Source organism: Aerosakkonema sp. BLCC-F183, from assembly GCF_041929145.1.
Taxonomy (GTDB): domain Bacteria; phylum Cyanobacteriota; class Cyanobacteriia; order Cyanobacteriales; family Aerosakkonemataceae; genus Aerosakkonema.
The window spans coordinates 78,853-94,657 of the sequence record NZ_JBHFNU010000024.1; the positions used below are offsets into that span (position 1 = coordinate 78,853).

Annotated in this window: 13 protein-coding genes; 7 read left to right on the forward strand and 6 right to left on the reverse strand. The window is 45.5% G+C overall.

The window, feature by feature from the left end; all coding sequences use genetic code 11:
* Positions 1-160: 160 nt before the first annotated feature.
* Genes ACE1CD_RS06940 through ACE1CD_RS06950 form a run of 3 tightly spaced genes read right to left on the reverse strand, consistent with a single transcriptional unit; the run spans position 161 to position 6,218 of the window.
* Positions 161-2,122 carry a response regulator gene (locus tag ACE1CD_RS06940; protein WP_374822683.1) on the reverse strand — a complete coding sequence of 654 codons (1,962 nt, stop codon included), beginning with the start codon at positions 2,120-2,122 and terminating at the stop codon, positions 161-163.
* Positions 2,119-5,430, reverse strand: coding sequence for a response regulator (locus ACE1CD_RS06945; RefSeq protein ID WP_374822686.1), 3,312 nt, complete (start codon positions 5,428-5,430; stop codon positions 2,119-2,121). Before ACE1CD_RS06945 ends, ACE1CD_RS06940 begins: the two co-directional genes overlap by 4 nt.
* Complete coding sequence (locus tag ACE1CD_RS06950; protein ID WP_374795351.1) at positions 5,415-6,218, reverse strand: alpha/beta fold hydrolase; 804 nt, start codon at positions 6,216-6,218, stop codon at positions 5,415-5,417. The genes ACE1CD_RS06945 and ACE1CD_RS06950 overlap by 16 nt, the downstream gene beginning before the upstream one ends.
* A 598-nt stretch (positions 6,219-6,816) precedes the next feature.
* On the opposite strand from ACE1CD_RS06950, the gene ACE1CD_RS06955 reads away from it, so the two are divergent.
* A complete protein-coding gene (locus ACE1CD_RS06955; RefSeq protein ID WP_374795350.1) occupies positions 6,817-7,077 on the forward strand; it encodes a MoaD/ThiS family protein in 261 nt (86 codons plus the stop codon).
* A 50-nt stretch (positions 7,078-7,127) separates the two neighbouring features.
* On the opposite strand, the gene ACE1CD_RS06960 is transcribed toward ACE1CD_RS06955, so the two are convergent.
* Entirely contained in the window at positions 7,128-7,364 is a 237-nt protein-coding gene (locus tag ACE1CD_RS06960; protein WP_374795349.1) for a hypothetical protein, read from the reverse strand.
* Positions 7,365-7,685: 321 nt separating this feature from the next.
* On the opposite strand from ACE1CD_RS06960, the gene thrC reads away from it, so the two are divergent.
* The 3 genes from thrC to ACE1CD_RS06975 all read left to right on the forward strand — a co-directional run bounded on the left by thrC (position 7,686) and on the right by ACE1CD_RS06975 (position 10,178).
* Positions 7,686-8,987, forward strand: coding sequence for a threonine synthase (gene thrC / locus ACE1CD_RS06965; RefSeq protein ID WP_374822689.1), 1,302 nt, complete (start codon positions 7,686-7,688; stop codon positions 8,985-8,987).
* Between the two features lie 88 nt (positions 8,988-9,075).
* Complete coding sequence (locus ACE1CD_RS06970; RefSeq protein ID WP_374795347.1) at positions 9,076-9,351, forward strand: MoaD/ThiS family protein; 276 nt, start codon at positions 9,076-9,078, stop codon at positions 9,349-9,351.
* A 191-nt stretch (positions 9,352-9,542) separates the two neighbouring features.
* Complete coding sequence (locus tag ACE1CD_RS06975) at positions 9,543-10,178, forward strand: DUF2996 domain-containing protein (protein ID WP_374822692.1); 636 nt, start codon at positions 9,543-9,545, stop codon at positions 10,176-10,178.
* A gap of 55 nt (positions 10,179-10,233) precedes the next feature.
* On the opposite strand, the gene ACE1CD_RS06980 is transcribed toward ACE1CD_RS06975, so the two are convergent.
* Entirely contained in the window at positions 10,234-10,701 is a 468-nt protein-coding gene (locus ACE1CD_RS06980) for an NINE protein (RefSeq protein WP_374795587.1), read from the reverse strand.
* 366 nt (positions 10,702-11,067) lie between these two features.
* On the opposite strand from ACE1CD_RS06980, the gene acsF reads away from it, so the two are divergent.
* The 3 genes from acsF (at position 11,068) to ACE1CD_RS06995 (ending at position 13,992) form a co-directional block, all read left to right on the forward strand.
* Positions 11,068-12,144: a magnesium-protoporphyrin IX monomethyl ester (oxidative) cyclase gene (acsF, locus tag ACE1CD_RS06985; protein ID WP_374795345.1), complete on the forward strand. Its 1,077-nt coding sequence runs from the start codon at positions 11,068-11,070 to the stop codon at positions 12,142-12,144.
* 257 nt (positions 12,145-12,401) lie between these two features.
* Positions 12,402-13,145, forward strand: coding sequence for a hypothetical protein (locus ACE1CD_RS06990; protein ID WP_374795344.1), 744 nt, complete (start codon positions 12,402-12,404; stop codon positions 13,143-13,145).
* A 292-nt stretch (positions 13,146-13,437) separates the two neighbouring features.
* Complete coding sequence (locus tag ACE1CD_RS06995) at positions 13,438-13,992, forward strand: hypothetical protein (RefSeq protein WP_374822695.1); 555 nt, start codon at positions 13,438-13,440, stop codon at positions 13,990-13,992.
* A gap of 55 nt (positions 13,993-14,047) precedes the next feature.
* Here the strand turns inward: ACE1CD_RS06995 and ACE1CD_RS07000 are convergent, their stop codons facing one another.
* On the reverse strand, positions 14,048-15,682 hold the full coding sequence (locus ACE1CD_RS07000) for an AMP-binding protein (protein WP_374822698.1): 1,635 nt from the start codon (positions 15,680-15,682) through the stop codon (positions 14,048-14,050).
* Positions 15,683-15,805: the final 123 nt, after the last annotated feature.

Consider the following 15,805-nt stretch of genomic DNA (forward strand, 5'->3'; position numbering starts at 1 on the left):
TTGCTAATTTTAATCGCCAACTTAAATATAAAATTACAAATCAATTAGCCTAATTACTTAATTTAGTTATTTCGCAATTTTTAGGCAAATATTCATCTGCAAACCTTTTTTATTCTCCTCTCCTGCTGCGCTGCTAGCCATCCGAAAAACTGCATAACCCTTAATTTTTTTTACCGTCTGCCGCAATCACCGAGCGCAAGCTTTTTAACAATTCCTCGGAAGTGAATGGTTTTGGTAAAAAAGTTGGCACGCTCTGACGATTTAATTCTGTCATCTGAGAGTTTGATGTCAGTCCGCTAATGGCAATAATTTTGACATTTGGGTTAATTTTTTGCAGCGTCCGGATAGTAGTCGGGCCATCCATCAACGGCATCATCATATCGACCAACACCACGCTAATATTTGTTTTTCGTTCCGCATATAAGGCGATCGCTTCGACCCCATTGCTAGCACCGATCGCCTGATAATTATAACTTTCCAGGGAAGTTTTGGTGATTTCGCGGATGGCATCTTCGTCATCAACTACCAGAACTAATTCTCCGTTTCCTCTCGGTAATTCTCGATAGATCTCTTGGCTGAACTTGCTTTCATCTGTTGATGCTGCTGGTAAGTAAACATTAAATTTTGTTCCTTTTCCCACTTCGCTATAGACATTGATAAAACCCCCGTGTCCTTTGACAATACCAACTGCGGTTGAGAGTCCTAACCCGGTACCCTTACCGTGTTCTTTTGTGGTAAAGAATGGCTCGAAAATGCGATCCAATATTTCCCGTGGAATTCCTGTTCCGGTATCGGAAACGGTAATTACCACATACTTACCAACTTTTGCCTCTATATTCATCCTGGCATAATTTTCATCGATGAAAATATTTTCGGCAACCACATTCAAAATTCCGCCTTTGGGCATGGCGTCGCGAGCGTTGACGCAGAGATTCATCAAAACTTGCTGTAACTGCGTCGCATCGCCGCAAACAGTCCAAATTTCTGAGCTTGGCACATCTGTATAAATTTCAATAAATTTGGGAAATATTTGTTTGACTATTTTGGCAATTTCGGATATTAAATGCGCTACTTGAAGATTAGTGCGATCGCCTTGCAGCCCTCGCGCAAAAGATAGCACTTGTTTGACTAAATCGGCGCTGCGTTTCGTATTGGCTTCCAGAATTTTCAGCAATCGCTGACTGTGTTCGTCGTGGCATTTCGTTTCTAGGAGTTGCACAGACATCAAAATTGGCGCAAGCGCATTGTTTAAATCGTGAGCGATGCCACTAGCAAGAGTGCCAATACTCTCCATCCGCTGGGCACGCAAAAATTGCGCTTCCAATTGTTTTTTCTCTGTAATATCGGTATTAACTGTCAGGATCGATTTAGGTTGCTTTTGTTCGGACTGCACCAGCGTCCACCGACTTTCCACGATGATTTCTTTGCCGTATTTGGTGATTTGAAGCAATTCACCTTGCCAGGAACCAGCCTCATCAAAAATTGGCCGCTCGCTTTCCAGTTCGCTCTTAATTTGTTTGTACAACAACTCGTTGACATTTTTACCGATCGCTTCTGCCGACGTCCAGCCATACAAACGTTCAGCACCTTTGTTCCAAAATAAAATTTGGTTGTCCAGATTTTGCACCAAAATAGCGTCAGTGGCAATATCCAGTAGAGCAGCTTGTTCGTGAATTTTTTGTTCTGAGCGCTCGCGATCGATTTCGGCGCGACAAGCTTCCAGGAGACGGCGCACCCTTTGACGCAGGACTGCCCAATGGATGGGTTTGGTGATATAATCGTTTGCACCCGCTTCAAAAGCTCGATCGACAGATTCTCGATCTTCCAGCGCCGTAATCATCAGTACGGGCGGGGGATTGCAAAGAGATTGCGTTTGGCAGATATTTTGCGTGCGGATTAGTTTGCACAAGGTAAACCCATCCATCATCGGCATCACCGCATCCAGCAGCACTATATCCGGATGCCAGCGCCTGTAAGCAGCTAATCCTTCCTCTCCATCAGCAGCTTCTACGACTCGATACCCTATTTCTTCCATCGCCCTGCGAAGCTGAAGCCGCATGAATTTATCATCATCGATCGCCAGAATTAGCGGTGCATCTTTTTTGTCTGTGGAGATATTCATACCTTGTGTTGCTGACGTTCTATTTGCAAAGCTACTTTGACTCTTTCATACTCAGCTTCCAGAAGAGGTAGTTTTTCTTTGCCTTCTTTAGTATGCCCATTTCGCCCCATAGTTTCTAGCTCTTTGCAATAATTAGATAAATTTGTCGCTCCCAAGGTCATACTACTTGCCTTTAAGGTATGACCTGCTTGGCGCAATTGACTTGCATTTCCTTCTGCTATGGCCTTAGCGATATCTGCCAATAATTTTGGCCCATCTTCCAGGTAGCAATCGATCAATTCGGATAGAATATCTTCGGCATTTTTACCGATCATTTTGCGGAAAGATGCCAGTACTTTGGCATCGACGACTGGTTTGTCAGGGGTCAGTTGTTGTGGCCCAGGCGTCTCGCCTGTGTCAGTTGTCGGTTGTTCTTTATTGCTGACCGTTGATGAAGCAGGCTGACATTTACTTAACGCAGTGACAATATCTTCAAGGCGAACAGGCTTACTGATGTAATCATCCATACCCGCAGCGATACAAATTTCGCGATCGCCTTGCATCGCGTTTGCTGTCATCGCAATAATTCGCGGACGCTCACCTATAGGCCATTGTTCCCAAATGCAGCGAGTAGCTTCCAATCCATCCATTTCTGGCATTTGCATATCCATGAACACCACATCGTAAAATTGGCGACGCAGTGCGGCGATCGCTTCCAATCCGTTGCTGGCCACATCTGCCTGATAGCCCATTAACTGTAACAGATGCAAAGCTACTTTTTGATTGACTTGATTATCCTCCACTAACAGTATTCGCAAAGGTAATTCTTCTACCAAGTGGGCATTTATTTGCGGCCAAATAGGGCGGGATGCTTTAATTTGTTGCGGCTGTTCTCCTAGAACGTGACTTAACACATTATAGAGATGGGATTGTTTGATCGGCTTAGTTAGGAAAGCTGCGAAATCTATCTCTGAGGTATGATGACTTGCTGACAGTCTGCCTATGGAAGTTAACACGACTAAAGGTAATTTTTTGTATTTACCCAGCTTGCGGATTTCTGTTGCTAGAGTTAAACCATCCATTTCCGGCATTTGTATATCCAAAATAGCAATATCAAATGGTTCCTCTTGATGCAGCCATTCCAAAGCTTCATATCCAGACTCAGCCGCACGTGCTAGCATTCGCCAAGATTCTGCTTGCAGTGTTAATAATTCCCGGTTTGCACAGTTATCATCCACGATCAGAAGGCGTTTGCCATCTAGCTGAGGCGGCAGATTTTGAGAGGCAAGCGGCGATATATCGGGAGCTGATGCTGCCACTATAGTGAAATAAAATGTGGAACCTTCACCCACTTGACTTTCTACCCACATCCTACCGCCCATCATTTCGCTGAGCTGTTTGCCGATCGCCAATCCCAATCCCGTACCGCCATATTGACGAGTGGTCGAGGCATCGACTTGGCTAAAAGGCTGAAATAAGCGATCGATCCTGTCCGCAGAAATACCGATGCCCGTATCTCTGACAGCAAATTCAATTAAATATTGCTTTTCATCGCTATTTGTTGATTGTTGACCCTCATCGGTTAATGCTAAAGCTACTACCGAAACTACTACTTCTCCTGTTTTGGTAAACTTAACTGCATTGGCGAGCAAATTTACCAAAATTTGGCGCAACCGCGTGACATCTCCCACAATTGTATTGGGAGTTTCGGGGTCGATCAGATACGCTAATTCAATTCCTTTTTCGGCTGCCTTAAAAGCTAACATATCGAGAGATTCTTCAAGGCAAATTCGCAGATTAAAAGGAGCTTTTTCTAACTCCAGATTGCCGGATTCAATTTTAGACAGATCGAGAATATCGTTAATCAGCATAAGTAAATTATCTCCACTGCTTTGGATGGTTTCGGCAAAATCTCGCTGTTGGTCAGAAAGTTCTGTATTTACTAACAAACCGATCATGCCGATAATGGCATTCATGGGAGTGCGAATTTCATGGCTCATGTTGGCAAGGAATTGACTTTTGATTTGAGTAGCTACCTCAGCAGCAGCCTTTGCTTTTTCCAATGCTTGATTCGCCTGAAATAATTCTTGGGAACGTTCGACTAGCGATTGTTGAGCGAAATAACGATCGGTAATATCATCTAATATCCACAGACGCCCAGGTACATCCCGCACTTTCGTAGCAGTGCTGGCAATACTGAGGACTTTTGGTTGCGGTTGTGGGAAAATCCAGTTCCAGTTCCGAATTTCTGCTTGAGGTTTGGTGAAAAATTTTGCCGCTTGTGCTGCTATTTCTGTTTGATTATCGGCGCTTGTGCGTAAAGTTGCCATTGCAGAAGCGATCGCACTCGGTTCTACAGCGCCTGGATTTAGTCCCAGTTGTGCCGCCGCAGCTTGATTTATCCAACCTTGTTCGCCACTTTCATCAACAAACACGACTCCTTGATGAATCGTTTCTAACATGGCGCTGAAGCGTGCTTGTAATCGATCCAAACGTAAGGTAGTATCGCTAAACTTCAATAGAGTTCGCAATTGACCGAGTACCGACTCCATCAACTGCTGCAAGTGCGAAGAGATATTCGCTTGGCGATACCAAATGAGCAAAATTGCCCCCCGCAAACTGCTTTTATCTTGCAGTGGCAATACCGCCAGGGATTTAGTTCCTTGGGCTAACAATACGTGGAAAGCATTGGGAGTAGACGGGTAATCTATATAATAAAGACAGCGATTTTCGGAGAGCGCTTCCGCGAAAAGTGTTGGCGTAGTCAAGCGAGCGGGTAAAGTTCTGGAAGGCAAACTTACCAAAACTTCTGCCGTCACCTCGTCGAGTTCGCGCAGAACGATCGCCGCATCCGCACAAGCATAGTCGCGCAGTAAAGTCAGAACCTGACTGATAATTGTATGGGCCGGAATTTCCCCGCTACCGTACTTGGCAGTTATATCAATTTCCGAAAGAGTAGCCAGCACGGATTGAGAAGCCAATCGCCACTCAATATTTTGGAGAAATTGACGAATTAATCTGCCGAATAATGGTAGAATAGCTATTTCAAATGCGGGACGCAATAGCAACCCATCACCGTGCAGTATTCCGATTAGCAATGCCCCTAAACCCAGCAACGGTGCGACTCGCAATGGAGAAAGAGGGAATAGGGTGCAGAATGTTAATATCCCTGGCGCTAACAGCCATAGCAGGCTCCATTTCTCCACTACACCCAATAAGACAAGTAAGATAGCAAGACCGATCGAGACGGCTTCAAAAGTTGGCAGTCGATCGGGATGATGAAATGGTAACTGAGAAGTCAAACTATTTTGTGTTATGCGGCAAGACATTGAGCGATCGCACTCGTTACTACATCAGGCGCACTTATATGAGGTAAGTGACCTCGTGCGTTGATACGAACAAGCTTACTTTGAGGAATTTTATCTGCCATGTACTCCCCGACTTGAGGTGGTACGGCAATATCATCACTCGCCTGTAGAATTACAGTCGGGACCTTCAGTCGCGACAAATCATCTCGGTGATCCGACTGATAAATTACCTTAGCAACCGCTTGGGCGATATCGGGACGAGTAGCCGCCAGAGTTCTGGCAAACTCTGCTGCCAACTCGGGTTTATCTTCGGTAGCCATTGCTATGGGAGCAAAGCCGCTGGCCCACGCATAATAGTTGGCTGACATGGCTTCGTAAAAGGCATCCAATTCATCCTGCTCAAAGCCACCGTAATATCCAACATCATTGAGATAACGGGGAGAAGCATCCAGAAAGATCAGCTCGCTGAAGCAATCTGGCTCGACTAATGCTGCCAGAAGGCTAACCATACCGCTAACAGAATGACCGACCAAAATGCTTTTAGTTAGCTTTAACTCAGCACACAAATCGAGCAAATCCTCTGCGTAACTGTAGAGGCTGCTGTAGCGACGCGGACTGTAGGCAGAAAAATCTGATTTACCCGCGCCAACGTGATCGAAAAGTACGATGCGAAAATTGGGCGCAAATGTTTCTACCTGATGTCGCCACGCGGTCTGATCCGAGCCAAAGCCGTGGGCAAAGACGATCGTCTGAGAACCGCTACCCAAAACGTTGACGTTATTGCGCTGCATTATGCTAGTAGTCTTCATAAGCTAGCAATCCTTTTTTTTGTTTACTTACTCAACAACTGAACTTAAGAACAAATTAAGGCTATACCAACTACTACGATAAAGCTTTGGCTAATATCCAGACTACGAGAATATACGGTATTTGACACCATTCTAGAAATGAGGTATAGCCGAATAATTTCTTGATGCCATTCTCCAGCAAAAATTAAGATTTTCTACGCAATTAGTATCCCAGTATTTACCCCTCTTCCCTGTGACATGAGGTAAACTCCTGTTTGACGAAATATCTCAAAAAGCAACAAAAGCTTAAGAAAGCCACGAAACCCAACATTTAACAAAGCCTTCTGCTGGCGAGAGCGGTTTGCTGGGGAGTGCGTTATAAGAGAATTGGCTCGCTTAGCATAACGGCAGAAGCAATCCACCTGTTTTCTTCTCCCCCTCTCCCCCAGGGCTAATTCATATTCGCGGAAGAAATTATTTTTATGTTGGTGGCGTGTAGAAAAATCGTCAAACTTTCTTGCCCCCTGCCCCCCGGCTCCCCTGCCCCCCTGCCCATCAATTTTCTTTGACGACAATGAAGTAGCCCTGCCCTCTCCCCCTCTCCCCCTCTCCCCTTCTCATGTCCGAGTCTCCCATTACCGTTACCGTCAAACTCTTCGCTGCTTACCAAGAAGCTTATGGCGTTCCGGAACTGGTATTAGAGTTCCCATCTTCGACACCAGTAGCAACGGTGCTGGAGCGTTTGATTGCCGAACATCCCGAACTCGCCCAATGGCGCGATCTGACGCGCTTTGGCATCAATCTGGAGTTTGTCGAACCCAATATCCCCCTACAGGATGGCGATGAGGTGGTGCTGATTCCACCTGTGAGTGGAGGCTAGAAAAGTCAAAAGTTAAAAGTCAAAAGTCAAAAGTCAAAAGAAAAAAAGGTCTAAGCCATTGCAATCAGCGTATCGATCGTTCCACCAAAGCTCAAACCGTCAGAGTCTGCTGGAAAGATTGGTTTTGCGAACAAAAAACTAGCCCATAAAGAAGGGTGGTTGGAAAGGTCGGTAATCACTTCCCGGCCATCAAACTGATTGAAGCGACGCTGCCAAACCAGTGCAGCGAAGAGTTCTTGCGGAGAATAGGATTGGGCGATCGATTCGATTTTAGCTAAGTCAAACATCGCTATTCCTGCCTTGCCCGCATCGCACTACTATTGTTTCAATACCAACTCGAACCGATCGATATGGAATAATTGATTTGTTTTGCCTACATTATTTTACGAGTTTCTACAAGGAAAACTCCTAATTACTTGTAGAAATATTTCATATTTTATAGAAATATTTCATCAGTTGGAGAGAGGTTTGATGAAACGTCTCTCCAAATGGGATGAGAACAAATATAGCAGCAAACCCGACAAAAAAAGTCGGGTATGTTTGACGGGCTGTGGAGGTCGTGTTAGCATCAATCGAAAGTTGACAGACACCGAGGGAGAGCAGCCACCATGACCCAGACGATCGCAGCCCAAGCAACCACAATCGCCACCTTTAAATCGCTTAAGTGTAAGGAGTGCGGTGCAGAGTACGAGCCCAAAGCAACGCACGTCTGCGAGTTCTGTTTTGGCCCCTTGGAAGTGGCTTACGATTATGATGCTCTCCGCCGCACTGTCACCCGCGAAACTATTCAGGCAGGGCCAAACTCAATTTGGCGCTACCGCCCGTTTTTACCGGTCGCTACCAACAACCCGATCGATGTGGGAACAGGCATGACACCGTTGGTGAGGGCAAATCGCTTAGCTCGTCGTCTGGGATTGAAAAAGCTATATATTAAAAACGATGCCGTCAATATGCCGACTCTCAGCTTTAAGGATAGGGTCGTGTCTGTCGCCCTAACTAGAGCTAGAGAGTTGGGTTTTTCTACAGTATCTTGTGCCAGCACCGGAAATTTAGCGAACTCTACAGCTGCGATCGCCGCTCATGCCGGTCTTGACTGTTGTGTATTCATCCCCGCCGATTTGGAAGCAGGTAAAGTTCTCGGTACGTTAATTTATGGCCCGACCGTAATGGCGGTGCAAGGAAATTACGACCAAGTAAACCGCCTCTGCTGCGAAGTTGCCAATACACACGGTTGGGGATTTGTCAATATCAACCTGCGCCCATACTATTCGGAAGGTTCCAAAACCTTGGGTTACGAAGTAATAGAACAACTGGGTTGGGAATTGCCCGATCGCATAGTAGCGCCTCTGGCATCCGGTTCCCTGTTTACCAAAATCTACAAAGGCTTCCGGGAATTCATCGAAGTGGGATTGGTGGAGGAAAAGCACGTTCGCTTCAGTGGCGCTCAAGCAGAAGGTTGCTCCCCCATCGCCCAAGCATTCCGGGAAGAGCGGGATTTCATCAAACCAGTCAAACCGAGTACAATTGCCAAATCGATCGCGATCGGCAACCCGGCTGACGGCGTTTACGCATTGGAAATCGCCCGCAAAACAGGCGGCAACATCGAATCGGTAAACGATGCAGAAATAGTCGAAGGGATCAAGCTACTGGCAGAAACCGAAGGCATCTTCACCGAAACCGCTGGCGGTACAACAGTTGCCGTGCTGAAAAAACTGGTAGAAGCGGGTAAAATTGACCCTGAAGAAACAACGGTTGTCTATATCACCGGCAACGGACTGAAAACCCAAGAAGCCGTACAAGGTTATATCGGCGAACCGCTGACGATCGAACCGAAGCTGGAAAGTTTCGAGCGTGCTTTAGAACGAGCCCAAACACTCGATCGTCTCGAATGGCAGCAAGTCCTAGTTTAATCAGTAGCGGCTAGTGGAAAAGAAAACCCTCTTCAGCCCTCGGACAACTGACAACTGACAACTGACAATTGACAACTGACTATTAACTATGACCGTAAAAGTTTTAGTTCCCACCGCTTTGCAAAAATTCACCAACGACAAAGCCACCTTGGAATGTAGCGGTAATAGTATTGCCGAACTACTAGATTCCTTAGAAAATAGCTGTCCCGGCATTAAAGCGCGTCTTTGCGATGAAAAAGGCGAACCGCGTCGCTTTTTGAACTTCTACGTCAATAGCGAAGATATCCGTTTTTTGGATGGCACTCAAACACCCCTGCAAGATGGCGACGAAGTGAGCATAGTTCCCGCAGTTGCTGGCGGCTGAAAACACGATCGACCATTTGAGATTTGGGATTTGAGATTTTAGATTTGGAATTATTTTAAGTACCCTCTCTCCCTCCGGTAAAAGGTAAATCCAAAATCCGAAATCTAAAATCCTTGCATCTAAAATCCTTGCATCCAAAATCTAAAATCCTTGCATCTAAAATCCTTGCATCCAAAATCCAAAATCAAGTTATGGCAGAAGAAACCAATCATAACGAAGCAGGAGAAATCGCTCCCAGCACCGACTCACCAGCGACGACAGATATTCCCACTGCAAATGCGCCCGATCCCACAGCAGTAAATCCAGAAGCGAATCCTAACGCCGCTGAGGAGAAACCTGCCAAAGAAGCAAAGGCAGCTGCGAAAAAGCCTCCCAAAGCAGAAGCAGAAGCAGGTGGCGATACAGAAGAAAAGCCAGCCAAAAAACCTGCTGGCAAAAAAGAGAAAGCGCCCGGTGTTGAAGATAAGCCGTTTGCAGATTTTGTGAAACAAGATTATCTGCCAGCCATAACGGCAGCACTCGCCAAACAAGGCGTTAATGATTTACAGCTATCTTTTGAAAAGCAAAAGATTCCCATTATTGGCTTTGCCAAAGAACCGGAATGCTGGCAAATTATCGGCAGTTGGAACAAAGGTCTGCGTCAGTTCCGCGTTTATTTCTTTAATGAAGATATTCAAGGACAACGCGCTTTTTCCTTTGCGGAAAATGGCGGCAAACCGAGTACCCTCGAACCTTTCTTGATCGACGAACGTAAGATAACTCTAGATTTGTTGGTGTTTGGCGTCGTCCAAAGATTGAATGCACAAAAATGGTTGGTGCGAAATTAGGGGGGAGAAAAGTCAAAAGTCAAAAGTCAAAAGTCAAAAGTCAAAAGAAATAAGTTTAGAGTTCTAGGAAGTGGTAAATTACGACACCCGTGGTTGGGTGATTGTCAACGCTAACATAGCCGGATTTCAGCATTTGCTTTAAGACGGCTTCTACTTCCGCAAACCCGACACCTGTATCCATTACTGCTTGAGTTACGGAAATTTTGCCGCCTCTAGCAGATGCAGCTTTGACGAGTTTCACCATCAGCTGGTCGCGGGTGGGTGGAACTGTTACCGTAACGGCGGGTTGGTTTAACGGTATGCCTTTGGGAGAGTAACCCAATTTGGCTCTGACTTTGCTGTTGTGTTCTTCCACCATGCCGGGAATGAGAAGCAAATCGACTAGCTGTCCCATTCCCAACAAACCAAAAGTGAACAACCACAACAGTCCCGTGCCGATTTTGCGGTTGTATAGGCGGTGCAGCCCGTGCAGTTGCAGAAAGCAGGCAAACCACAATATATAGCTAGTGCCAATATCGTTCATGGATCGATCGCACTCACATTTTCCAGTTCTCATCCCGATCCTAGATCTTCCACCCTCAAAGGTGGAGTAAAAAATTTTCCTTTTTATCTTTAAGTTTCTTAACATTCCGTTGCAAGTTTTAACTAAATACTTAGCTTCTACTTACCCTAAGCTTGGTAGACTGGAACGCAGCCAGTAAAAGGAACTGGGAAGCAGAAGTGCAGAAGTCCAGAAGTGCAGAGGTAGTCCAGGTGCAAAGGTAGGTGCAAAAAGAATATCTCTCGACGCCCGACGCCCAACACCCTAACTCAAGAGTCTTTTGACTTTTGACTTTTGACTTTTGACTTTTCGACGCCCTAGCCCCTGAAAAGAGAGCAAAAGAACATTATGGTAGATTCCCTCAAAAAACCCAGCTTTGAAGAATTAAGGCCCGGAATTAAGGTTCCGGCGAAGGAAACCATCCTGACGCCTCGGTTTTACACCACCGACTTTGACGCAATGGCAAAGATGGATATCTCGCCAAACGAAGACGAGCTCAGAGCAATTCTGGAAGAGTTCCGCGCCGACTACAACCGCCATCACTTTGTCCGGGATGCGGAGTTTGAACAATCCTGGGATACTATTGATGGGGAAACGCGCCGGTTGTTCGTGGAATTCTTAGAACGTTCTTGCACGGCAGAATTTTCAGGTTTCCTGCTTTATAAAGAATTAGGACGGCGGTTGAAAGATAAAAACCCACTCCTAGCAGAATGCTTTAACTTGATGTCGCGAGATGAGGCGCGTCATTCTGGCTTCTTGAATAAAGCATTATCAGATTTCCATCTTTCCCTAGACTTGGGATTTTTGACCAAGAGTAAAAATTACACTTACTTCAAACCCAAGTTTATTTTCTACGCGACTTACCTGTCGGAAAAAATTGGTTACTGGCGCTACATCACAATTTATCGCCATTTGGAAGCTCATCCCGAAGATCGGATTTATCCAATTTTCCGCTTCTTTGAAAATTGGTGTCAGGATGAAAACCGTCACGGTGACTTCTTCGATGCGATGATGAGAGCGCAACCCGACACATTGAATGATTGGAAGGCGAAGCTGTGGAGTCGTTTCTTCCTGCTGTCGGTATTTGCGACGATGTATCTCAACGATATCCAGCGATCTGGTTTCTATGCTTCGATCGGTCTGAATGCACGGGATTACGATATCCATGTGATCGAGAAGACAAACGAAACGGCGGGACGGGTGTTCCCGGTAATTCTGGATGTGAATAACCCAGAATTTTACCAGCGTCTGGATACCTGCATAGAGAATAACGCGAAGTTGAGTGCGATCGGCAATTCCAAGACACCGAAATTCCTGCAATTCTTCCAGAAGCTGCCTTACTACGTGTCGAATGGCTGGCAGTTCCTGCGGCTATATTTGATGAAGCCGATCGATGTAACTAATCTGGAAGGAACTGTGCGTTAGTTTTCATTTGTTGCTCCTTGATTACTTCGGTTCTGCGAAGAGCAGAACCTTTTTTTTAACGCAAAGGAACGCAGAGGTTTACGCAGAGTTACGCAGAGGAGTAGCAGGAAGACAGAAAAATAAGATAAGCTAATGGCATTGCATCGACGCATAGATGGAAGTGGCCAAAAAAAACCGATCGTACAATAACTTCCTCTGCGTTCTTTGCGAAAACCTCTGCGTTCCTTTGCGTTAAAAATATAAAATCTGTACTGAATATGAAATTAAATTACTGGGTTTTATTAATAAGCAGTTGCTTGACGCTGGGAATAACACCTGCTTGGAGTCAAACGGAACCAGAAACAACTCCTACCCAACCAGAAACAACTCCTACCCAAACAGAAACAAAGCCTACTCCCAATGCTAGAGATTTAGATTTAAGTCCGGAAATCATACAAAACAGTCCGGTTTTGCGGCGATGGATGCGTAAGATACCGAATGTTTTGGAGGATATCAAAAATGACCCCAGTTTTCGGACGCGGTTGCGGTTGGGTTATACTGATTTTGCCGCCACAGATGACGGAGATGGTGCAACTTTTGGCGTAGAGGATATTTTTATCGGTAGGAGTGGGTTCACGGTAAGCGGGGATTTTCAGACGACTTTTAATGGCGATCGACAAAATTTCGGTGGAGATTTGCGTTACTATATTCTACCATTAGGCGGTTATATTAATGTAGCACCTGTGTTGGGTTATCGCCATTTAGAAACTGATAGTTATACTACAGATGGATTGCAAGTTGGCGCTAAATTACTGTTAGTTTTATCTAGAGGCGGTGCGGCAGATATTTCTTTAACTCAGAGTTGGGTATCGCCCGGTACGAATGAAGAAGTTGGTTTGACAACGCTTTCGGCGGGTTATGCAGTTACTCGCAATGTTCGAGTATCGACAGATCTTCAGCGACAAAATGCGAAGCAAGATAAGGATACTCGCGTGGGAATTGTGTTGGAATGGATGCCTTAGAAGAATCATAACTTCATTATTCCCAGGCCCGCCTGGGGTTTAAACCCCAGGCTGATAGCAAAAGTCCGTTAAAACGGACTGAAGAAAAATAGAAATTTAGTCGGTTTAAACCGACTTTCGCTATGAGCCTCGTGTCTGGAGGCTCTGCCTCTGTCTGCCATCTTGAGGCAGGTGCAATACGTGCTATGATCCGATCGCCTTGCCAATCGATTCACGAGAAATGTGCGGTTTGGCAATAGCTGGCAAAAAACTTAGCCGTTTAATTCAAATTTCGATTTTTGGATAATTAGTAATGTACAACCGCACCAAATTTATAACTTTATTTTCAGCAGTTGGACTTGTCGGAATTACGGGATCGATCGCTTTATCGCAAGCGAGACTATCCAACCAATCGAAACTATTAGTTAACGGTATTGGTTCCATCCGAGTTGGGATGACTGTTTCTCAAGCTTCGCAAGCTGCGGGAACTCGTTTAGTTTCCTTAAACGGCGCTGCAATTAATAACCGAGGCTGTTTCTATGTGAAACCGGTTTCTGGGCCAAATGGCGTCGAACTTATGCTTACAGATGGTCGTATTGCCAGAGTCGATATTGTTAGAAATAGTAGCGTTACTACTGCAAGCGGCGCAAAAATTGGGGATACGGAAGCGCGAATTAAGTCACTTTATCGAGGGCAAATTCAAGTTTCTCCTCATAAATATACTCCCGGTTGGCACTACTTGACTTTTATACCCAAAAACGCTTCCGAACGAAATTATCGCCTTGTGTTCGAGACGGATGGTAATCGCGTGGTTCAGTTCAGGTCTGGTAGAGTTCCGGAAGTGGAATCTGTGGAAAGGTGCGGATAAACGATACTATAAGTCCCTAAAGTTTAGTTTTGTCAAGCATAGCAGGCTACAAAAATCAGTCAGTCGATCGAGAAACCTGCAAAAGTTTGTGCAAAGTTGGATAATCTATTTTACTATTATGACGTTTATCTACGGGAATTTTTTTGAAAACTTTAATTGATTGAATATGATAATTTGCTAGAGATTTATGCAAAGATGTCAAGTTAACTTTAGATTTGCGATTGTTTAATTCAACTACTAAAATTCGCTGTCCTCGATGAGAAACAACCGCAGCGCGACGAATGCCGGGATAATGTTGAACTACCGCTTCGACGGCAAATGGATAAAGCATACCGTATTCGTCTTCGATGCAAGCTTGACAGCGACCTAATAACCACAAGCGACCTTGCAAATCGAGATAACCAGCGTCGCCAGTTCGATGCCAGGGTGTACCGTCTACGCTGAATTTTGTTTCTGCATTGCCATATCCGTGCAAATAGCTGGGTAAAACATGATTGCCGCTGACAACAATTTCTCCAGTTGATTCCGGAGGTAGGCAAGCTGTTGCAAATTCGGCACGAGAATAAGAATGAATAGCTTTTCCCCATTGTTGGCGCATAATTCTCAGTTGAATGGCAGATACAGGTTTTCCTACTAGCAAACCGTGTCCGTTGAGTGTCGCAACAATGTCTTCGTGTTTGATGTCGCGATCGGAAATGTGAGCAATCGGTTCGGCTTCGGTGGAACCGTAGACGATGATGAATTCGGCTGGGGGAGAAATGTGCTGCCATTGTGCGATCGATCCTGGCATGACAGCAGCACCACCGCTATAAATTTTCTCAATACTGGGGAGGGTAATCCGATGTTTGAGACAATATTCAGCTAGGCGTTCTAAAAATGCGGGAGATGCTAATATTCGATTCGGTTTGTGAGTTTGAATTTGTGTAATTATGGGAGATGGTGCGATCGCACTCGGAAATCGCAAATCGCCGCTGGGAATTAATGTTGTCATCCCCGAAGCTAAATTTGCCAGCACAAAAATAGGTAAAGCAGTCAGTTCGATTGTTTCTGGAGTTGGTTGCAAAGTTTGTGCCAAAGCGCGATACTGTGCGATCAGAAAACCATGTGTGCGTAAAGCGGCTTTCGGTTGTCCGGTGCTACCGCTGGTAAATGTTAGCAAAGCAGGTGTATCCGCATTGCAACGCACAATCTCCGGATCTAACGGTAAATGCCGTCCGCTGTGCCAAGAAATTGCGCCGGGAACAGGAAAGCCGATCGCAAATTTAATCGGAATGCGACGCAAAGCGGGTGATACCAAGCGCAACAGGTGAGCTTTGGGACTACCGATAAATGCTTGAGGCGGGTGTAAATTACAACATTTTTCTATGTGTTTTCTACCAGCGCTGGGGTCTAGGAACATTGCCACCAGTCCCAGGCGGAACAAGGCAAGCAGTATCGCGTAAAGTTCTGCGGACATGGGAGAAAAGACCAGCACGGCATCTCCTGGCTGCAAATTGCTGCGGCGCAACAGGGTGCAAGCGCGACTGGCTGCAAGTTCCAGTTCGGCAAAACTCGTGATGCGGCTGCTACCTTTATATGTATCAATTATTGCTGGTACTAAAGGACTGCTGACAGCGCGATCGTGCAAAATAGCTGCAATGTTCGTTGTCGGTAAGCGGTAATTGTTGGTGGATAGTTGGCGATCGTTCATTGGGCTCTTTCGGCTTTACGGTCAAAAATGTTATTTATGTTACTGATAAGGCAGATGATGGGTTACGGCACGGTTCGTTAATTATTGGTTGAAAGCCCTGAATTTATTGCCCGTGCCTAACCC